An 18,834-nucleotide genomic window follows, 5' to 3' on the forward strand; every position below is an offset into this window, starting at 1 on the left:
TCCAAGCGCCGGCGGCGCCCGTGCCCGCCGCAGCAGCAGCGGGCACGGAACTGGTCAGGACGCCGGAACGAACTCCCCGTAGCCGGCTGCGCGCAGCCCGTCACGCAGCTTCTCCGCGTTGGCGTCCAGGACCTCAGGATCCGGGTTCTGGTCCGCGGATCCGAAGTCGAAGTCGGCCATGCTGCGCGATGGCCAAACGTGCACGTGCAGGTGGTTGATCTCGTAGCCCGCCACGATCAGGCCTGCACGCCGGGCCCCGAAGATATCCACTTGCACGGCCCCGATACGCCGTGCCACTTCCATGACTTTGGCGAGGGTCTCCGGCGGGGCGTCCGTCCAGCGGTCCACTTCCTCGGTGGGAACCACCAGTGTATGGCCGTCGGCGAGCGGGCCCGTGGTCAGGAAGGCCGACACATCGTCCTCGCGCCAAACGAACCGGCCGGGAATCTCGCCCTTCAGGATCTTCGTGAACAGCGTGCTCATGCGTTTGCCTCCTCGGCGGCTGCCTGCAGCGTGCTGGTATCCAGCACGAACCGGTACTTTACGTCTCCAGCGACCATCCGGTCGTAGGCATCATTCAGCTGGCCGGCGGACACCATCTCGATATCGGCCACCACGCCGTGCTCCGCACAGAAATCCAGCATCTCCTGGGTTTCGGCGATGCCGCCGATCAGTGATCCCGCGTAGGCAATCCGGCGGCGGATCAGGGAGCCCGGGTTGACCGGCGGCATGGCTTCCGACGGCAGGCCCAGCTGGAACAAGGCGCCGTCCACGCGCAGCGTACGGAAGAACGGGTTCAGGTCGTGCGGGGCGGCAACGGTGTCGATGATGAGGTCGATGGTGCGGTCCGCGGCAGCCATGGCGGCCTCGTCCCGCGACAGGACCACTTCGTCGGCCCCCAGCTCCAACGCTGCAGCAACCTTGGACTCCGAGGTGGTGAAGACCACCACCTTTGCGCCCATGGCCTTGGCCAGCTTGACCGCCATGTGCCCCAGTCCCCCAAGGCCCACGACGCCCACCACGTCCCCGTCCTCGACCTCGAAGTGCCGCAGCGGCGAGAACGTGGTGACACCGGCACACAGCAGGGGTGCGACGGCGGCCGGGTCCAGTGAGTCGGGTACGTGGAGGACATAGCGCCGATCCACCACGATCGACGAGGAATAGCCGCCCTGGGTGATGGCGCCGCCGTTCCTGCGGTCCTTTGCCCCGTAAGTGCCGGTCATACCCTTTTCGCAGTACTGCTCCAGGCCGTCCAGGCAGCTGTCACACTCGCGGCAGGAGTCAACCATGCAGCCGACGCCCACCCTGTCACCGACGGCGAAGTCGGTGACGTCTGACCCGATCCTCCTGACCGTTCCCACAATTTCGTGGCCTGGCACCAGGGGGTAGGTCTGGCCGCCCCACTCCCCACGGGTGGCGTGCACGTCCGAGTGGCACAGACCGCAAAACTCGATGGCGATTTCGACGTCGTCCGGTTTGGGCGCGCGCCGGGCCACCGTCAGCGGTACCAGCCCGCTGCCTCCGGACACGGCACCGTAGGCCGCGGCGAGCACACCGGCTTCGGCTGCGGCCCCGTCTTCAGGGGTGGGGGCGATTTCAGGGGCCGGGACAATAGGGGTGGCAAGGGGCGGTGGTACGGGGCGTCCTGGTGTCATAGTGCGACGCTACCCCCGCTTCCCGCGGAGTTTCCAGCCGGGCCCCCAACGTCGCCGGCATCAAGCCCGCCACCGCCGGGCTCCGGGCCGACGGCCACCGGCAGTTCAGGGCGGTTGGACCACTCCGAGAAAGAGCCTGGATACAACACGGCCCGGAACCCGGCAAGCTCCAATGCGGCAGCCTCATGGGCTGCCGTAACGCCGGATCCGCAGTAGACCGCCACCGGCGTTCCGTCCCGGACACCCAGGTCTTCAAACCTCCGCCGCAACTGCGTTGCCGGCAGGAACCGCCCATCGGCGTCCACGTTGTCCGTCGTGGGGGCACTGACCGCCCCGGGAATGTGGCCGGCGCGGGGATCCACGGGCTCAACCTCGCCCCGGTACCTCTCCCCTGCCCTCGCGTCGAGCAAAAGTCCGCTGTCCGCCCAGCCTGCGGCAGCACCGGCGTCGGCCACGGGCATGTGTCCGCTGCCCAACTCGACGTCGCCGGGGCCGGGCGCGACGGGGCCGGATTCGAGCGGAAGCCCGGCCGCGCGCCAGGCGGCCAGGCCGCCGTCGAGCAGGCAGACCCCGGCGAGGCCGGCATCACGAAGCATCCACCACAGCCTGGCCGCTGCCATGTTGGCGCTGTCATCGTAGGCGACCACTACGTCGCCGTTACGGATTCCCCATCGCCGTGCCGACTCCTGGAAACGCTCCGGAGATGGCAGCGGGTGCCGCCCGCGGTCCGGAACTGCAGGATCGGAGAGTTCGGTGGCGAGGTCTACAAAGACCGCGCCCGGCAGGTGCTCCGCGAGATAGTGTTCGTGCCCGTGCGGATCGCCCAGCGCCCAGCGCACGTCCAGGAGCACCGTCCGCCGCCCGGCGGCAAGCCTGTCCTCAAGTTCCGCCACGTCGATCAACGGCTTCATTGCACTCCTTACGCCTTGTACTGCCAACGCGTCCCACTCTAGACGGACGGCTCCCAGGCCCCGGGTAGTCTGGATTGGTGACGATTGAGGGCAGCACCGGCAAGGGCAGCGGCGGAACAGACAGGGACTGGGCCGACCAGGCCATCCGCACCATCAAAGGGGAAAACAACCGCTCCGCGGACACCCACCTCTATGCGGTACCGCTGCCGGAGCACTGGGGCATCCAGCTGTATCTCAAGGACGAGTCGACGCACCGTTCCGGCAGCCTTAAGCACCGGCTGGCAAGGTCGCTCTTCCTGTTCGGGCTGGTCAATGGCTGGATCCGGCAGGACACCACCATCGTGGAGGCTTCCAGCGGCAGCACGGCGGTATCGGAAGCGTATTTTGCCCAGCTCCTGGGACTTCCCTTCATAGCCGTCATGGCCCGCACCACCAGCCAGGAAAAAATCGCCCTGATTGAGCAGTTCGGCGGCTCCTGCCTCCTGGTGGAGAACGCATCGGACGTGTATGCCGTGGCAGAAGACGTAGCCGCCACCTGCAACGGGCATTACATGGACCAGTTCACCTACGCGGAGCGGGCCACGGACTGGCGCGGGAACAACAACATTGCCGAATCGATCTTCGGCCAGCTCAGCCAGGAGCCGCACCCCGTGCCGGAGTGGGTGGTGGTGGGCGCGGGCACGGGCGGAACCAGCGCCACCATCGGCCGGTACCTGCGCTACCACTCACATCCAACCAAGCTGCTGGTGGTGGACCCCGAAAACTCCGCGTTCTACCCCGGCTGGCTGGGTGAGGCGGACGGGCAGCCCACCGGCCCGCCCTCGCGGATCGAAGGCATTGGCCGGGCCCGGATGGAGCCCAGCTTCATCCCCACCGTTATCGACCGGATGGTCCGGGTCCCGGACGCGGCTTCGGTTGCCGCGATGCGGCACCTGGACTCCTACGCGGGCCTGCATGCGGGCCCGTCGACGGGCACCAACCTTTGGGGCGTCTGGGAAACAGTCGCGCGCCTCCTGTCTGAAGGCCGCCGGGGCAGCGTCGTTTCCTTGATGTGCGACGGCGGCGACCGGTATGCGGGCACGCACTGGAACCAGGAGTGGCTGGCTTCCCAGGGGTTGGATCCGGCGCCCTGCGAAGCGGTAATCGCGCGCTTCCTGGACACCGGGGAATGGACCGGGGCGCCGGCCTAGACTTCCACGGACTCCCGCGGGGTCAGGTGACGGTATTCCGTGCCGTACTTGGCACCGATCCGCTTGACGTGCCCTTCGACGATGCCAAGACCGTTGTCGTTGAGCAGCCCGTCGTGGATCTGGAAGGCGCGCGGCGCGCGCACTCCAATCACGAAGTCAACCACTTCCGCGGACTTGCTCCACGGTGCGTGCAGCGGGACCAGGAGGGTCTGGACCTCGAGGCCGTCGGGGATGACGAACGAGTCCCCCGGGTGGTACACGTTGCCGTCCACCAGGAAGCCGATGTTGGCCACCATGGGAATCTGGGGGTGGATCAGGGCGTGCTGGCCGCCGAAGCTGCGGATGTCGAAGCCTGCAGCCTGGAACGACGATCCAGGTTCCACGGTGTGGATCCTGTCCGCTGCGTCCGGAGCTTCCCCGCGCAGCTGGCCGGCGACGCCCTCGGGAGCATACAGCGCCAGGTCCTTGGCCTTTTCCAGCGCTTCCACCACCGCCTTGGTGTCAAGGTGGTCTGCGTGTTCGTGGGTCACCAGGACGGCCTGGGCCCCCGCCAGTGCCTCGGCGGATTCGGAAAAGGTGCCCGGATCAAGGACCAGGACGCCGCCTTCCTTCTCGAGCCGGACACAGGCATGGGTGTATTTGGTCAGCTTCATAGCGCCAGCCTAGGGTCCGTTCCGGAATGGTGTCCACGCATACGGCCGGCAAATCCGGCTGCCAGACGCCGACTGGTAATCTTGATGTCTGCCCCCCACGGAAGCGAGTTCGTCCATGCCGATCGGCGTCAAGGCTGATTCCGCCGCCCCATCCCCGGCAGGAGGAGGCAAGGAACAGCGCGTTACCAAACAGCGGAAAGCCGTCAGCGCAGCCCTGGACAGCCTCGATGACTTTGTCAGCACCCAGGAGCTTTACCGGATCCTGCAGAACCAGGGCGTCTCCGTTTCACTCGCCACTGCCTACCGGATCCTGCAGTCCCTGGCAGACGAAGGCCTGGTGGACGTGCTGCGCAACGGCGACGGCGAGGCGGTGTACCGGCGCTGCGCCGTGACCGGCCACCACCATCACCTGCTGTGCAGGAACTGCGGGAAGGCAGTGGAGGTGGAAGCACCCGCCGTGGAAACGTGGGCGGTGCGCGTGGCGGCTGAACACGGTTTCACCGAGGTGGACCACACCGTGGAAATTTTCGGCCTCTGTCCCGACTGCACCGCCCTTAGGGCTGCCGGGAAACTGTAAGGACCCGGCCGTTGATCCCCCGGGCGTCGCGTACGGAGCCGACGATGCGGCACACCACATAAATCAGGAACGACAACGTGGTGACGTAGGGGCTGATCGGGATGCGTCCGCCCAGGGCCAGCAGGATGCCGCCCACGGTCGCCGTCACTGCGAACACCACGCTCAGGACGACCACCGGCACCGGTGACGACGTTACCCGCAGCGCTGCTGCTGCCGGCGTAATCAGCAGGGCAAGCACCAGCAGGGCCCCCACAACCTGGATGGACAGGGCCACACTGACGCCCAGCACAATCATGAACACGATCCCCAGCGTTCGGACGGGGACTCCCCTGGCCTCGGCGAGCTCGGGATCCACGCTGGCGAAGTTCAGCGGACGCCATACGGCCACCAGCACAAGCACAACCACGACGGCGGTCCCCGCCAGCGCCTGCAGCTGGACAGTGTCCACGGAGACGATCTGGCCGGTCAGCAGGCCGAATTTGTTTGCGGCACGGCCCTGGTACAGGGATAGGAAGAGGATTCCAAGTCCCAGGCCGAACGGCATGATGACCCCGATGATCGAGTTCTTATCCCTGGCCCGGACCCCCATCAGGCCCAGCAGCAGGGCAGCCGCCACCGATCCAATGAGCGAGCCGAACACCACGTCCGCCCCGACCAGCAGGGCAAAGGCGGCCCCTGCGAAGGAAAGTTCGGAAATGCCGTGGACCGCGAAGGCAAGGTCCCGCTTCATGACGAACGTCCCCACCAGGCCGCCGAGGAGGCCCAGGATGGCGCCTGCCCAGATGGAGTTCTGGACCAGGACCAACAGTTCGCCATAGTTGTCGAAGTTGAAGATGGCACCCAAGATGCTGTCGGCGTCCATCAGGCCACCTCCCCTGCCAGCGAGTCTGCCTCGTGGTGGTGGTGGGTGGTGGCGTCCGGCAGGCCGACCACGACGATCCTGCCGTTGGCATGGATCACCTCCACGTGGCTGCCGTATAGGTCTGAAAGTACTTCCGTGGTCATGACCTCTTCCGGCGCCCCCACCCGGAAACGTCCCCCCGCCAGGTACAGCACCCGGTCCACGTAGTCGATGATCGGATTGATTTCATGGGTCACGAAGACAACGGCACTGTCGTGCTCCCGGCTTTGTTGGTGGATCAGGGCACTGACTGCCTGCTGGTGGTGGAGGTCAAGGGACAGCAACGGTTCGTCGCAGAGCAGCACCTTTGGATCCGTTGCCAGTGCCTGGGCCACCCTGAGCCGCTGCTGTTCTCCGCCGGAGAGCTGGCCCACCGGGACTTTGGCGTAGTCGGAGGCTCCCACGAGTTCCAGCAACTCGTCCACCCTGCGGTTGGTTTTGCGGGCTGACAGCCGGATCCCGAACTTATGGCCGTCCACGCCGAGGGCCACAAGGTCGCGGGCGCGCATGGGGGTATCCGGCGCGAACGACTTCTGCTGGGGAATGTAGCCGATCAGGCTGCTGCCGCGTTCAACCGGGTGGCCGTCCAGCTTTGCCTGTCCGGACTGCAGCTTCTGCAGGCCCAGCAGGACTTTGAGGAAACTTGTCTTGCCGCTGCCGTTGGGACCCAGCACGGCGAAAAACTCTCCGGGCCTGATGTCCAGGTCCAGGTCCTCCCAAAGCGTTCGCTGGCCGAATGCGAGGCCCGCCCCTTTGAGGCTTACGACGGATTTCACCTAGTTTGTCTCCAAAACCTTGCTGATGTTGTTCACATTGTCCGTCATCCACTGCAGGTAGGTCCTGCCTTCAGGCAGGGTCTCGGTGAAGTCGACCACCGGAACACCAGCGGATTCGGCGGCCTTTTTCAGTGCCTCCGTCTGCGGGCCTTCCGTTTGGGCGTTGTAGGCCAGGAGGCGTACGGACTTGGAGCCAACCAGGTCCGTGGCCGCCTTCAGCACCGCGGGAGGAACGTCGCTGCCCTCTTCGATGGCAGCGGTGTATTGCTCAGGCGTGGCGTTCACCAGTCCCGCCTCCTCCAACAGGTACAGGGGGACAGGCTCCGTGACTGCAACGCGGCTGCCCGGCGTGGCCGCCTTCATGGCGTCCACCTTGGACTGAAGCTGTGACAGGGAGGACTTGAAGGAGTCCGCGTTGGCGGTGAAGGAGGCGGCCGAGGCAGGATCCAGCGACGCCAGCTTGCCCGCAATGGCGTCGGCCACGCGCTCCATTGCCGGCAGGCTGTACCAGACATGCTCATTCAGGCCGCCGTGATCGTGTGCATCGTGTCCGGCGGATTCCTCCGCGGGTGTTGCCGACGCGCCGGCCGTGGCGTCCTCCGGGTGGGCAAGGCCGGAAATTTCGACGGCGGTCAGCACGTTTGCACTGTCGATCCTGCTGCTCTCCACAAGGGTATGGATGAAGTCGTCGTAGCCGCCCCCGTTTTCGATGACCAGCTTCGACTTGGACACGGCCAGCCGGTCCTGGGCGTTCGCTTCGTAGGAGTGCGGATCCTGCCCGGCACTGTTGATGATCGAGGTGACCTTGACCCTGTCACCGCCGATGGTCCGTGCAATGTCGCCATATACGTTCGTTGAGGCCACCACATTGATGCCCTGCGCCTCGTCCGGAGCCTGCGACGGCTGGGGGCTGCATGCACTGAGCAGGAGCCCGACGCCTGTCAGGGCGGCAAGGAAGGAGCTGGCAGTGGCTGTACGGCGCACGAAAAACCTCGGTTCACACAGAAAGGGAAGGCGACTCAGCCAAGCCTATACCTAAATGCGAATGATTCCTATTTAGGTTGTGAAACCGGACCCGGCCGCCCCGAAGTGCCCCCCACAGCGGAGGGGCACCACGGGACGTCAGCCCCCGTTCGGCTGTCCCAACCGGCGGATGCCGGTGGCCTGGGTTGCGTCCCGGATTTCGCCGACGAGCTGTTCGATGACGTCCTCCAAAAAGAGGACGCCCCTGGTGTTGCCGTCAGGGCCGATCACCCGCGCCAGGTGGGATCCGGTACGCTGCATGACGGACATCGCCTTTTCGATCTCGTCACCCAGGGCAAGGTTGGCCAGCGACCGGATCCGGCTCTCGCCAATAGGCAGCTCGTAGCCCGACTCCGGAATGGACAGCACGTCCTTGACATGCAAGTAGCCGTACAGCATATCTTCGTCATCCAGCATGGGGAACCGCGAGAAGCCGGTTCTGCTGACGGCCTTCTCAAACTCCACCGGAGTGGTAGAGGCCCCCAGCATGACGAGCTTCTCGAGCGGCACCATGATGTCCTCCGCCGTGTGCTCCGAGAACTCAAGTGCACCGGTGATCAGCCCGGCGTCGTCGTCCACCAGTCCGTGACGGGTGGACTCCTGCACGATCGACTGCACCTCCTCCAGGGTGAAGGAGGATGTGACCTCGTCCTTGGGCTCGATCCGCATCAGCTTCAAAATGTGGTTGGCGGACCAGTTGAGGGCGGAAATCACAGGGTGGACCAGTCGTGAGATGAACAGCAGCGGCGGGGCCAGGAACAGGGCCGCCTTGTCGGCCACGGACACCGAAATGTTCTTGGGCACCATCTCGCCGAACGTCACGTGCAGGAACGTCACCACCATAAGGGCCACAGCGAAGGCCGCCACGTCGGCCACTTCCGCCGGCAGGCCCACGGTCTCGATGGGGACAGCCAGCAGGTGGTGGATCGCCGGCTCGGCCACCAGCAGGATCAGCAGTGAACAGACGGTGATGCCCAGCTGTGCGCAGGCCAGCATCAGGGAGACGTTTTCCATGGCGCGCAGGGTGGTCTGGGCGCGTTTGGATCCGGTGTCAGCCAGAGGCTCGATCTGGCTGCGGCGCGCTGACATGATGGCGAATTCAGCGGCCACGAAAAAGGCGTTGCCCAGCAGGAGGAACCCCAGCCAGAGTATTCCGGCCCAGTCGCTCATGGCTTGCTCCTGTCATTGGCATCCTGCGCAGCCGGTTCCGCCACTGGGTGGAAGCAGATGCGGTCGATCCTGCGGCCGTCCATCCTGGTGACGCTGAGGGTTCCGCCGTTGACGTCTACTGTGTCGCCGACAACGGCAATCCTGCCCAGCTTGCTCATCACGTACCCGCCCACGGTTTCGTAGGCCGCTTCGTCCGGAACGCTCAGGCCCGGGATCTGCTCGGACAGTTCGTCGGGCCGGAGGAGCCCCGGAAAATACCAGTCGCCGGAGGCGCTTTGCAGGAGTCCCGGGCGGACCCTGTCGTGCTCGTCCGCCACTTCCCCCACGATCTCCTCCACCAGGTCCTCCAGGGTGGCGATGCCTGCGGTTCCGCCATACTCGTCCAGCACCACAGCCAACTGCAGGTTTCCTTCCCGCAGTTCGGCCAGCAGCGCATCCAGGTGGATGGTTTCCGGAACGCGCAGCACCTCGGTCATGATGGCGCCGGCTTCGAGGTTTTGGCGGCGTTCCCATGGAACGGCAACCGCCTTCTTGACGTGCACCAGGCCGCGGATGTCGTCGGCGGAGTCACCGATGACGGGGAACCGCGAGTACCCGGTCCGGCGTGCCGCGTCCACCACGTCGGAAACCGGTTGGTCGGCGTCGATCGTCTCCAGCCGGATGCGCGGGGTCATGACGTCCGCCGCTGTCCGTGAGGAGAAATTCAACGTGCGGGCAATGAAGTTGGCCGTCCCGGCGTCGAGCGTTCCCATCGCCGCTGACCTGCGGACCAGCGAGGCAAGCTCCGCGGGTGTCCGCGCGCCCGAAATTTCCTCTTTGGCTTCCAGCCCAAAGATGTGAAGGATCCTGTTGGAGAAACCGTTGAGGACCAGGATGGCCGGCTTGAAGATCGTGGTGAAGACCAGCTGCGGCCCCGCCAGGGCCCGGCCCACGGGGAAGGCCAGCGCGATCGCCATGTTTTTCGGCACCAGTTCACCCAGGAGCATGGACAGCAGCGTCGCCAGGACCATCGCCAGGATGAGCGAGACGGACTGCACCGCCACAGCGGGAAGTCCGACGGCGGCCAGCGGCGCCTCAAGGAGGCGGCCCACGGACGGTTCCATGACGTAACCGGTGAGCAGCGTGGTCAAGGTAATGCCGAGCTGGCAACTGGACAACTGGGTCGATAGGGACTTAAGGCAGGTGAGCAGGGGCACTGCCCCTGTGTCGCCGTCGTCGATTGCGCGCTGGACAGTGGGCTGGTCCAGCGCGATGAGGGAGAATTCGACGGCAACAAAGAACCCGGTGCCGGCGATCAGCAGCAAGCCTGCTGCGAGGAGAAGCCACTCCATTCAGCATCCCGCCTGAGGTGCGAAAGTTGCAGTATGCGTGCTGAATGGGGGTTTGGAGAAGCTGTTTCGTCCCGGCGGAGGATGGTCGGCTGATACCGATGCCTGGTCCGTGCGGGTTGCGGCGAGCTCGGCCGTTGGCTGGTGATGGGCGCGTTGTCGGGGTTTGCCGGCTCTGTGGGCGGACTGCGCGGTGCTTCTCTTCATGCTCCGCTGACAGCGCCCAGGCCGGCACCTAGATTTACTGTCCATAAGAATTTCAGTCTACAGGAGCGGCCTTTGCCGGAGGGGCCGCACAAGGGCGGAAGACCGCCCGTTTCCGGCCCCCGGCAACCGTCGCGGTGATGGCCCGGGGCCTGCCGGCGTAAACGGAATAGCCGGTATATTTCGGGCCCCGTTCGCCACGTCATGATTTGGGTCACCCTTATTGGCAGTTAACACGGAATGCTCACTAGACTTGCAAAGGTCCGGGTTCAGAGGACAGAGACTGGTTCGAACGTAGTGCTGAAGCACCGGGGGGCCAAAGAGAAATCAAACTCATGGAAGAGGCGTATTTCAAGTGCCAGAGCAGCCAAGCCACCGTCTACCAGAGGAATTTGGCGGGAACGAGTGGCTCGTTGACGAACTGTACGAGCAGTACCAACAGGACAAGAACGCGGTGGACGCCAAGTGGTGGCCCCTGTTTGAATCCTTCGACTCGGGCAACGGTTCTTCTTCCAACGGAAATTCCGCGCACACTGCCAACCCTCCCACCAGGGAACTCCCCGTCGTAAAATCGGCTCCCGCCGCGCCGGCACCGTCGCCGGCAGCTGCCCCTGCCGCTCCCCCGGCGGCACCGGCCGCCGCTGCCCCTGCAGCAGCCCCCGCGCCCGTCAAGAAGGCCCCGGCAACCGAGGCCCGCGACGGCGGCAAGAAGACTGAGGCCGGCACCGGCTCGCAGCCCATCCCGGCCCAGCTGCCCAAGAACGTCAAGGCCCCCACCGCACCCGAGGAAGACGTCGTCTCCGTCCTCCGCGGCCCTGCCAAGGCCATCGCCACCAACATGGTCACCAGCCTCCAGGTGCCCACGGCCACCAGCGTGCGCGCCATCCCCGCCAAGTTGCTCATCGACAACCGCGTGGTCATCAACTCCAACCTGGCCCGCGCCCGCGGCGGCAAGGTGTCCTTCACCCACCTCATCGGCTATGCCGTGATCCGGGCGCTTTCCCAGTTCCCGTCGATGAACGTGTACTACGACGAGGTGGACGGCAAGCCCGTCGCCGTCCAGCCGGCACACGTCAACTTCGGCATCGCCATCGACATGCCCAAGCCCGACGGCACCCGCCTGCTCATGGTCCCGAACATCAAGAAGGCCGAGACCCTCAACTTCGCCGAGTTCTGGCACACCTACGAGGACCTCATCAAGCGGGCCCGCAACGGTAAGCTCACCGCCGAGGACCACCAGGGCACCACCGTGTCCCTGACCAACCCCGGCGGCATCGGAACCGTGCACTCGGTACCGCGCCTCTCCAAGGGCCAGGCTGCCATCATCGGCGTCGGCGCCCTCGACTACCCCGCTGAGTTCCAGGGCGCCAGCGAGAAAATCATCGCCCAGAACGCCATCAGCAAGGTCCTCACCCTGACCTCGACCTACGACCACCGCGTCATCCAGGGCGCCGGCAGCGGCGAGTTCCTGAAGCTGGTCCACCAGCTCCTGCTGGGTGCACAGAACTTCTACGACGAGATCTTCGAAGCACTGCGCATCCCCTACGAGCCCGTCCGCTGGAGCCCCGACCTGCAAGTCGACCCCGCGGACGAGATCAACAAGGTGGCCCGGATCCAGCAGCTGATCCACTCCTTCCGCGTGCGCGGGCACCTCATGGCTGACACCGATCCGCTGGAATACGTGCAGCGCAAGCACCCGGACCTTGACGTCCTCACGTACGGCCTGACCCTTTGGGACCTGGACCGCGAATGGCCCACCGGCGGCTTCGGCGGCAAGCCGATGCTCAAGTTCCGCGACATCCTCGGCGTCCTGCGCGATGCCTACTGCCGCACCACCGGCATCGAGTACATGCACATCCAGGAACCTGCCGAGCGCAAGTGGTTCCAGGACCAGCTGGAACACCCCTACTCCAAGCCCAGCCGGGAAGAGCAGCTGCGGATCGTCTCCAAGCTCAACGCTGCCGAGGCATTCGAGACCTTCCTGCAGACCAAGTTCGTGGGCCAGAAGCGCTTCTCCCTTGAGGGCGGCGAATCCCTGATCCCGCTGCTGGACGCGATCATGTCCGATGCCGCCGACGACGGCCTGGACGAGGTTGCCATCGGCATGGCCCACCGTGGCCGCCTCAACGTCCTGACCAACATCGCCGGCAAGACCTACGCACAGGTGTTCCGCGAATTCGAGGGTACCCAGGATCCCCGCTCCGTACAGGGATCCGGCGACGTCAAGTACCACCTGGGCACCGAAGGTACGTTCACCTCGGACAACGGCAAGGAAACCAAGGTATACCTCGCCGCCAACCCGTCGCACCTGGAAGCCGTGGACTCCGTCCTTGAGGGCATCGTCCGGGCCAAGCAGGACCGCCTGGACCAGGGCGAATCGTTCCCCGTCCTGCCCATCATGGTGCACGGTGACGCAGCCTTCGCCGGACAGGGAGTTGTGGCCGAGACCCTCAACCTGTCCCAGCTCCGCGGCTACCGCACCGGTGGCACCATCCACATCGTGGTCAACAACCAGGTGGGCTTCACCACCGCCCCGTCGTCGTCACGTTCGTCCACGTACTCCACCGACGTCGCCAAGATGATCCAGGCGCCGGTCTTCCACGTGAACGGCGACGACCCTGAGGCCGTTGTCCGCATCGGCCAGCTGGCCTACGAGTTCCGGCAGCGCTTCCACAAGGACGTTGTCATCGACATGGTGTGCTACCGCCGCCGGGGCCACAACGAGGGTGACGACCCCTCGATGACCCAGCCGCTGATGTACAACCTGATCGAAGCCAAGCGCTCCGTCCGCAAGCTGTACACCGAATCGCTCATCGGCCGCGGGGACATCACCGAGGAAGAAGCGGAGCAGCTGCTCCGCGACTACCAGGAACGGCTGGAACGGGTCTTCGCCGAGACCCACGCCGCCCAGACCTCTCCGATCCCGATCGTGACCGCGGATTCCGCCGCAGTGTCCGACATCGAACGGCCCAAGGCCCAGCAGTCCGATTCCAACGTCAGCGCGCCGGCCTCCACGGCCATCAGCGCCGAAACGCTGGCCCGGATCGGCAAGGCACACGTGGAGATCCCCGACGGCTTCACGGTCCACCCCAAGCTGAAGCAGCTGCTTGAAAAGCGCGAGCAGATGTCCCGCCAGGGCGGCATCGACTGGGGCTTCGGCGAGATCGCTGCCTTCGGTTCCCTGATCATGGAAGGCGTCCCCGTACGCCTGGCCGGCCAGGACTCCCGCCGCGGTACGTTCGTCCAGCGCCACGCCGTCTTCCACGACCGCGCCAACGGCAAGGAATGGCTGCCCCTGGGCAACCTCTCCGACGACCAGGCCAAGCTGTGGATCTACGACTCCCTGCTGTCCGAATACGCGGCCATGGGCTTCGAGTACGGCTACTCCGTGGAGCGCCCGGATGCCCTGGTCCTCTGGGAGGCCCAGTTCGGCGACTTCGTCAACGGTGCACAGACCATCATTGATGAGTTCATCTCCTCGGCGGAGCAGAAGTGGGGACAGCGCTCCTCGCTGGTCCTGATGCTCCCGCACGGCTACGAAGGCCAGGGCCCGGACCACTCCTCGGCAAGGATCGAGCGCTTCCTGCAGCTGTGCGCGGAGGACAACATGATCGTGGCGAACCCCACCACCGCCGCCTCGCACTTCCACCTGCTGCGCCGCCAGGCGTACAGCCGCCCGCGCAAGCCGCTGATCATCTTCACCCCCAAGCAGCTGCTTCGCCTGAAGGCCGCCGCCTCGTCGGTGGAAGACTTCACCAACGGCACCTTCCGCCCGGTCATCGGCGAGCATGAGCAGCTGCCGGCCACCGCCGTCGAACGCGTGCTCCTGGTCTCCGGCCGCCTGTACTACGATCTCCTGTCCACCCGGCAGAAGACCGGCGACCAGACCACTGCCATCGTCCGCGTGGAGCAGCTGTACCCGCTGCCGCACCAGGAGATCGCAGCGGAACTCGCCAAGTACCCCAACGCCGAAGTGGTGTGGGCACAGGACGAGCCCGCAAACCAGGGACCGTGGCCGTTCGTCGGCCTGCACCTGCCGGAGATCCTTGACCGCCGCGTGCGGCTGGTGTCCCGGCCGGCATCCGCCTCCACGGCTGCCGGTTCCATGAAGCGCCACGCCGCGGAACAGGATGCCCTCCTGAAGCAGGCATTTGAGCGGAAGTAGCAGTAAGGCTGCCCGGCCGGACGTCGAAATACCAGACTCCGGCCGGGCAGTTCTGTTTAATGGACTGACAGCGCCGCCTTCAACCACCGCAGCCGCGGCGGCGGCGGTGGCAGCGGCCGTCCGAAGTAGACCCGTACCGAAGTAAAGAGGAACGCGTGGAAGACAGGAAGCTGCGGATCGCAGCTGTAGGAGATGAATTGCTGGCCGGACTGGGTGATCCCCGGGCGCTTGGCTGGCTGGGCCGCGTGCTGGCCCGCACTCCCCAGGACGGCATGCTGCTGGAAAGCTACGCGCTCCCCTGCCCGCAGGAAGGTACCGAGGGGCTGGCGGCACGCTGGCTGGACGAAGCCGGCCGCCGTTTCAGCGCCCAGGCGGAGAACCGGCTGGTGATCGGCCTGTCAGGACGTGACATCGAGTTTGGCCTGTCCACCGCGCGGAGCAGGCTGAACCTGGCCAACATCCTGGACTCGGCTTCCCAGAACCGCATCGAGGTTTTCGTGGTGGGACCGCCCCCCACGCTCGATCCGGCCCAGAACCGGCGGCTTGACGAGTTGAATACCGCCTTCGCTGATGTCACCACCCGCCGCAAGCACCTTTACGTCGACACCTTCTCACCGCTCCTGAACCACGAACAGTGGCGCCAGGACCTGGCGGCCAACGGTGGTACGCCGGGCCAGGCCGGTTACGGCCTCATGGCCTGGCTGGTGCTGCACCGCGGCTGGTTCCAGTGGCTGGGCCTGGAAGCGCCGCAGTAGCTTCGAGATATATCTTGACCCTGCCCAGGGGCGGCGATAGGTTGTAGTGGCAGCGCGATATATCGCCTTTGGAGGGGACCGTGGCCGAGGAAACCTGGACTGTTGAGAGCCCGCAGACCATTGTCGTAGGGGACGTGGCGTCCCTCAAGCTGGGGATGGTCCGCGGCAGCTTCCACGTCGTGGCGCACACCGAACCCGAGGTCCGGTTGGAGGTGTCGGAGGTCCACGGCGACCCCGTGTCCGTCTCCCTCAGTGGCGGCAGGTTGGAGGTGCGGCACCAGCTGCACGGCGCCCAGGGGTGGTTCAAGAACCTGATGGAGACGGTCAACCACAACAGCGGGAATTCAGCCGTCATCACCATCGCAATTCCCGGCAGCGTCGAGGTCGAAGCGGGAACCGTCAGCGGTGATGGACTGGTTTCCGGTACCTCCGCCCACGTACGCCTCAATACCGTCTCCGGTACGGTCGCCGCAGAGGGCACGTCCGGCGAACTGCAGGTCAACACCGTCAGCGGAAGCGTGGCCGTCCGGGACCACCGCGGCGTACTCACCGCCAAGAGCGTCTCCGGCGAGATTACGGCGTCTGGCCACTTATCCAATGTGCGTACCAACACGGTCAGCGGCCACCTCAGCTTCGACCTGCTCGACTTCACCCGGGACTTCGGCTCGAACTCGGTTTCGGGCGACCTCACCATCCGGCTGCCCCATGACGTAGGTGTGGACATTGTGGCCAAGTCCGCCGGCGGTGCGGTGGTTCTTGACGGCCAGCAGTGCCTCCTGGCCAACGGCAAGGTGGAGACCATTGCCGGGCCGGATGGGCAACTGATGCTGGTGCGGACCAACTCCGTGTCCGGCAAGACCTCCATCTTCCACGCTCCGGCACCGGTTGGCGGCGGCGAACGGGAACGCTGATGCCGCCCGTCTTCGCACATGGAGCGTTGCGCCTCTACCTCCTGGCCCTGCTCGAAAGCGGACCCAAACACGGTTACGAGCTCATCAAGGCGCTCAAGGACCGGTTCGGCGGAACCTATGCGCCCAGCGCCGGAACCATCTATCCACGGCTGGGCAAGCTTGAGGAGGACGGCTTGGTGTCCACCGAGCCGGCCGGGCGGCGCACCAACTACCGCATCACCGCCGCCGGCCTCGCAGAGCTGGACCGGCGCAGGGATGACGTGGCGGGGGTAGAAAACGGCATCGCAGTCTCGATGCAACGGCGTGACGTGGAATTGATGCTGCAGCAGTTCGGTGACGACCTCCGTGCAGAGTTGCGCCGGTACGCCCTGCGCGAGCCGATAGGCCCGGTGACCCTGGAAACTGTCCGTACAGTCCTGGAAGACGCCCGGACAGCCATCCGCAGCACCCTGCGGCACTGAGGCAGGGGCCGAACGCACTGCCGCAGGTCATCCACCGTTTCCCGGTTCGCGGGGCGCCACATCATGTGGGAGACTGGAGGGCAGCTCTTTTGAGTACCAACAGTAAGGAGGCCAGCTATGAGCAAGCGTGCACGCAAGCGTCGTGACCGTAAGCGTGGCGGCGCGAACCACGGGAAGCGCCCCAACACCTAGGCACATGCCAGGAACCACGGTTCAAGCGAAGGACCCCGCAAGCCACTCGGCTTACGGGGTCCTTTGCTGTCTGCGGCCCTGATCCGCACGCCGGCAGCTTATGCCTACGCCTCCACAGGGCGGATCGTGTGGATCCTGTCCAGGATGGCGTTCTTCAGGTTGTCCGGAGCGGACTCCGTGCACGAACGCTTGACCAAGTTGCGGATGACGCACTCGAGGTCATACTGCTGCGTGCACTCCGGGCACTCATCCAGGTGGTTCTTGATCTCGGTCAAGTCCTCACGGGTCAACGCCCCGTCAAGGTATTCGTAGATGCGTTGCATCCGGGTGTCGTCGCAGTCGCCCAATCCCTGGCAGTCGCTCATTTCCTGTTCTCCTGTGCTTTGCTTCCTGCCGCTTCCGACGCATCCGCGGCTGTTTTGAATCCCCGCTCGGCGGCGTATTCCGCGAGCATGTCCCGCAACATTCGCCGGCCGCGGTGCAGCCGGGACATCACCGTGCCGATAGGCGTGTTCATGATGTCTGAAATTTCCTTGTAGGCGAAGCCCTCCACGTCGGCGAAGTAGACCGCCAGGCGGAACTCTTCAGGGATATCCTGCAGGGCCCGCTTCACGTCCGAATCCGGAAGGTGGTCCAACGCCTCAGCCTCGGCGGAACGCAGTCCGCTCGACGTATGCGACTCCGCCCGTGCCAGCTGCCAGTCCTCAATGCTGTCCGAGTTGGACTGCAACGGCTCGCGCTGCCGTTTGCGGTACAGGTTGATGTACGTGTTGGTGAGGATCCGGTACAGCCAGGCCTTCAGGTTGGTTCCCGGCTTGTACTGGTGGAACGCCGAGAACGCCTTGGTGTAGGCCTCCTGGACCAGGTCCTCCGCGTCCGACGGATTCCGTGCCATGCGCATCGCGGCCGAGTACAACTGGTCCACGTACTGCATGGCGTCCCGCTCGAAGCGAAGGCGGCGCTGCTCCATGGTCTCCGTGGAGACGTCCAGGCCGGTGCCGTCATTTGGGTTGGCTTCGGCGGCCCGGGAATCAGGACCTGCCTGGCCGGACGGCAGGGGCGCCGCTCCCGCCTTGCCGTTCACATCGGCGGGGGTAGCCTCATACATGGCCGCGACGGCCGGATCCAAGGTGCTCATTGCCTTCAAGTCTACTGTCCGGCTTTCCGCCCCGGGCATGCCGTACTCCAGCGGCTCCGCGGCAAGCGTATCGACTGCCACCGGCCCCGCCGGTCTGGTTCCGTCCAACACCTTCCCCAAGGCCCAACTCCGCTCTGTATCGGGTGAATGATCGCTTGGGTCCCTGTCACGAACCCGACATCCATAACCGCCCCCCGCAGGCAAATATTCCCCAAAAGTGCAAGACTAGGACCGACTCCGCCGCTTGCCGCGGCTCGTCCATCCAGGAGGAAATTCATGTCCTTTGTCCGCACGCTCGCCCGCCCCATGCTTGCCTCCAGTTTCGTTCTTGCCGGACTGGACAAGCTCAAGAACTCCGACGACACCGCCCAGCAGCTCTCGCCGCTCCTGCGCAAGGCGGCGGCCTCACTCCCCTTCCAGGCGAGCGAGAAGACACTGGCGCGCGTGATCGGCGGAACCCAGGTGGGGGCCGGCGTGCTGTTCGGCCTTGGCAAGTTCTCCAGGCTCTCGGCCGGCCTTCTGACCGTGGTCTCGCTCCTCAACACCTTTGTTGAGTGGCGCAGTGCGGACATCAGCAGCAAGGAAGGGCGCGAAAACCGCCGGAACCAGCTGCTTAAGAACCTCTCGCTGAGCGGCGGGGCGCTGCTGGCTTCCGTGGACACAGCAGGCAAGCCGGGCCTGGCGTGGCGCGCCGAGCACCTGGCCGCCGATGCCCGCAGGAACGCCTCGCACCTCGCCGCCGACGCGCGGCGGACCACCACCAAGAAGCTGGACAAGGCGGACAAAGCCGTACGCCGCGCAGTACACGCCACGGGAGCATAAGC

At 65.5% G+C, this 18,834-nt stretch carries 19 protein-coding genes; 8 read left to right on the forward strand and 11 right to left on the reverse strand.

The window, feature by feature from the left end; all coding sequences use genetic code 11:
• Nucleotides 1-54: 54 nt before the first annotated feature.
• From ACFO0G_RS00835 to ACFO0G_RS00845, 3 genes are read right to left on the reverse strand one after another with little or no spacing between them, the layout of a single operon-like run.
• Nucleotides 55-483, reverse strand: coding sequence for an HIT family protein (locus tag ACFO0G_RS00835; RefSeq protein WP_286397809.1), 429 nt, complete (start codon nt 481-483; stop codon nt 55-57).
• Nucleotides 480-1,655: an NAD(P)-dependent alcohol dehydrogenase gene (locus ACFO0G_RS00840; RefSeq protein ID WP_376976077.1), complete on the reverse strand. Its 1,176-nt coding sequence runs from the start codon at nt 1,653-1,655 to the stop codon at nt 480-482. The genes ACFO0G_RS00835 and ACFO0G_RS00840 overlap by 4 nt, the downstream gene beginning before the upstream one ends.
• Complete coding sequence (locus ACFO0G_RS00845) at nt 1,652-2,566, reverse strand: sulfurtransferase (protein WP_286397813.1); 915 nt, start codon at nt 2,564-2,566, stop codon at nt 1,652-1,654. The genes ACFO0G_RS00840 and ACFO0G_RS00845 overlap by 4 nt, the downstream gene beginning before the upstream one ends.
• A 77-nt stretch (nt 2,567-2,643) precedes the next feature.
• On the opposite strand from ACFO0G_RS00845, the gene ACFO0G_RS00850 reads away from it, so the two are divergent.
• Nucleotides 2,644-3,756 carry a PLP-dependent cysteine synthase family protein gene (locus tag ACFO0G_RS00850; RefSeq protein ID WP_286397815.1) on the forward strand — a complete coding sequence of 371 codons (1,113 nt, stop codon included), beginning with the start codon at nt 2,644-2,646 and terminating at the stop codon, nt 3,754-3,756.
• On the opposite strand, the gene ACFO0G_RS00855 is transcribed toward ACFO0G_RS00850, so the two are convergent.
• Nucleotides 3,753-4,409 carry an MBL fold metallo-hydrolase gene (locus ACFO0G_RS00855; protein ID WP_376976079.1) on the reverse strand — a complete coding sequence of 219 codons (657 nt, stop codon included), beginning with the start codon at nt 4,407-4,409 and terminating at the stop codon, nt 3,753-3,755. The genes ACFO0G_RS00850 and ACFO0G_RS00855 overlap by 4 nt on opposite strands.
• A gap of 115 nt (nt 4,410-4,524) precedes the next feature.
• On the opposite strand from ACFO0G_RS00855, the gene ACFO0G_RS00860 reads away from it, so the two are divergent.
• Nucleotides 4,525-4,986 (forward strand): Fur family transcriptional regulator, encoded by a 462-nt coding sequence (locus ACFO0G_RS00860; protein WP_286397818.1) that lies wholly within the window; start codon nt 4,525-4,527, stop codon nt 4,984-4,986.
• On the opposite strand, the gene ACFO0G_RS00865 is transcribed toward ACFO0G_RS00860, so the two are convergent.
• The 5 genes from ACFO0G_RS00865 to ACFO0G_RS00885 all read right to left on the reverse strand — a co-directional run bounded on the left by ACFO0G_RS00865 (nt 4,964) and on the right by ACFO0G_RS00885 (nt 10,187).
• A complete protein-coding gene (locus ACFO0G_RS00865) occupies nt 4,964-5,848 on the reverse strand; it encodes a metal ABC transporter permease (RefSeq protein WP_286397820.1) in 885 nt (294 codons plus the stop codon). The genes ACFO0G_RS00860 and ACFO0G_RS00865 overlap by 23 nt on opposite strands.
• Nucleotides 5,848-6,663: a metal ABC transporter ATP-binding protein gene (locus ACFO0G_RS00870; protein ID WP_286397822.1), complete on the reverse strand. Its 816-nt coding sequence runs from the start codon at nt 6,661-6,663 to the stop codon at nt 5,848-5,850. Before ACFO0G_RS00870 ends, ACFO0G_RS00865 begins: the two co-directional genes overlap by 1 nt.
• Nucleotides 6,664-7,647 (reverse strand): metal ABC transporter solute-binding protein, Zn/Mn family, encoded by a 984-nt coding sequence (locus ACFO0G_RS00875; protein ID WP_286397824.1) that lies wholly within the window; start codon nt 7,645-7,647, stop codon nt 6,664-6,666.
• A gap of 138 nt (nt 7,648-7,785) precedes the next feature.
• Complete coding sequence (locus ACFO0G_RS00880; protein ID WP_286397825.1) at nt 7,786-8,856, reverse strand: hemolysin family protein; 1,071 nt, start codon at nt 8,854-8,856, stop codon at nt 7,786-7,788.
• On the reverse strand, nt 8,853-10,187 hold the full coding sequence (locus ACFO0G_RS00885; RefSeq protein ID WP_286397827.1) for a hemolysin family protein: 1,335 nt from the start codon (nt 10,185-10,187) through the stop codon (nt 8,853-8,855). Before ACFO0G_RS00885 ends, ACFO0G_RS00880 begins: the two co-directional genes overlap by 4 nt.
• A 556-nt stretch (nt 10,188-10,743) precedes the next feature.
• On the opposite strand from ACFO0G_RS00885, the gene ACFO0G_RS00890 reads away from it, so the two are divergent.
• The 5 genes from ACFO0G_RS00890 to ACFO0G_RS00910 all read left to right on the forward strand — a co-directional run bounded on the left by ACFO0G_RS00890 (nt 10,744) and on the right by ACFO0G_RS00910 (nt 16,872).
• Entirely contained in the window at nt 10,744-14,553 is a 3,810-nt protein-coding gene (locus ACFO0G_RS00890) for a multifunctional oxoglutarate decarboxylase/oxoglutarate dehydrogenase thiamine pyrophosphate-binding subunit/dihydrolipoyllysine-residue succinyltransferase subunit (RefSeq protein ID WP_286397829.1), read from the forward strand.
• Nucleotides 14,554-14,708: 155 nt separating this feature from the next.
• Entirely contained in the window at nt 14,709-15,308 is a 600-nt protein-coding gene (locus ACFO0G_RS00895; protein WP_236798827.1) for a GDSL-type esterase/lipase family protein, read from the forward strand.
• Nucleotides 15,309-15,388: 80 nt separating this feature from the next.
• Nucleotides 15,389-16,219 carry a DUF4097 family beta strand repeat-containing protein gene (locus ACFO0G_RS00900; protein ID WP_286397831.1) on the forward strand — a complete coding sequence of 277 codons (831 nt, stop codon included), beginning with the start codon at nt 15,389-15,391 and terminating at the stop codon, nt 16,217-16,219.
• On the forward strand, nt 16,219-16,680 hold the full coding sequence (locus ACFO0G_RS00905) for a PadR family transcriptional regulator (RefSeq protein WP_286397833.1): 462 nt from the start codon (nt 16,219-16,221) through the stop codon (nt 16,678-16,680). Before ACFO0G_RS00900 ends, ACFO0G_RS00905 begins: the two co-directional genes overlap by 1 nt.
• 117 nt (nt 16,681-16,797) lie before the next feature.
• Nucleotides 16,798-16,872: a 50S ribosomal protein bL37 gene (locus ACFO0G_RS00910; RefSeq protein WP_369299106.1), complete on the forward strand. Its 75-nt coding sequence runs from the start codon at nt 16,798-16,800 to the stop codon at nt 16,870-16,872.
• 104 nt (nt 16,873-16,976) lie between these two features.
• Here ACFO0G_RS00910 and rsrA read toward each other — a convergent pair whose 3' ends face one another.
• Both rsrA and ACFO0G_RS00920 read right to left on the reverse strand, forming a co-directional pair.
• Nucleotides 16,977-17,237 (reverse strand): mycothiol system anti-sigma-R factor, encoded by a 261-nt coding sequence (rsrA, locus tag ACFO0G_RS00915; RefSeq protein WP_142133391.1) that lies wholly within the window; start codon nt 17,235-17,237, stop codon nt 16,977-16,979.
• Nucleotides 17,234-18,010, reverse strand: a complete 777-nt coding sequence (locus tag ACFO0G_RS00920; protein WP_286397836.1) for a sigma-70 family RNA polymerase sigma factor — start codon at nt 18,008-18,010, stop codon at nt 17,234-17,236. The genes rsrA and ACFO0G_RS00920 overlap by 4 nt, the downstream gene beginning before the upstream one ends.
• 276 nt (nt 18,011-18,286) lie before the next feature.
• Here ACFO0G_RS00920 and ACFO0G_RS00925 point away from each other — a divergent pair, with 276 nt between their 5' ends.
• Nucleotides 18,287-18,832, forward strand: a complete 546-nt coding sequence (locus ACFO0G_RS00925) for a DoxX family protein (protein ID WP_286397838.1) — start codon at nt 18,287-18,289, stop codon at nt 18,830-18,832.
• Nucleotides 18,833-18,834 lie beyond the last annotated feature (2 nt).

The organism is Arthrobacter sedimenti (assembly GCF_042652025.1).
Lineage (GTDB): Bacteria > Actinomycetota > Actinomycetes > Actinomycetales > Micrococcaceae > Arthrobacter > Arthrobacter sedimenti.

Bases quoted from the DNA above. Each gene is read 5' to 3' on its own strand.
- ACFO0G_RS00840 (WP_376976077.1), bottom strand. From the start codon at position 1,655: ATGACACCAGGACGCCCCGTACCACCGCCCCTTGCCACCCCTATTGTC.
- ACFO0G_RS00845 (WP_286397813.1), bottom strand. From the start codon at position 2,566: ATGAAGCCGTTGATCGACGTGGCGGAACTTGAGGACAGGCTTGCCGCC.
- ACFO0G_RS00835 (WP_286397809.1), bottom strand. From the start codon at position 483: ATGAGCACGCTGTTCACGAAGATCCTGAAGGGCGAGATTCCCGGCCGG.
- rsrA (WP_142133391.1), bottom strand. From the start codon at position 17,237: ATGAGCGACTGCCAGGGATTGGGCGACTGCGACGACACCCGGATGCAA.
- ACFO0G_RS00865 (WP_286397820.1), bottom strand. From the start codon at position 5,848: ATGGACGCCGACAGCATCTTGGGTGCCATCTTCAACTTCGACAACTAT.
- ACFO0G_RS00885 (WP_286397827.1), bottom strand. From the start codon at position 10,187: ATGGAGTGGCTTCTCCTCGCAGCAGGCTTGCTGCTGATCGCCGGCACC.
- ACFO0G_RS00920 (WP_286397836.1), bottom strand. From the start codon at position 18,010: ATGAGCACCTTGGATCCGGCCGTCGCGGCCATGTATGAGGCTACCCCC.
- ACFO0G_RS00925 (WP_286397838.1), top strand. From the start codon at position 18,287: ATGTCCTTTGTCCGCACGCTCGCCCGCCCCATGCTTGCCTCCAGTTTC.
- ACFO0G_RS00880 (WP_286397825.1), bottom strand. From the start codon at position 8,856: ATGAGCGACTGGGCCGGAATACTCTGGCTGGGGTTCCTCCTGCTGGGC.
- ACFO0G_RS00860 (WP_286397818.1), top strand. From the start codon at position 4,525: ATGCCGATCGGCGTCAAGGCTGATTCCGCCGCCCCATCCCCGGCAGGA.
- ACFO0G_RS00855 (WP_376976079.1), bottom strand. From the start codon at position 4,409: ATGAAGCTGACCAAATACACCCATGCCTGTGTCCGGCTCGAGAAGGAA.
- ACFO0G_RS00905 (WP_286397833.1), top strand. From the start codon at position 16,219: ATGCCGCCCGTCTTCGCACATGGAGCGTTGCGCCTCTACCTCCTGGCC.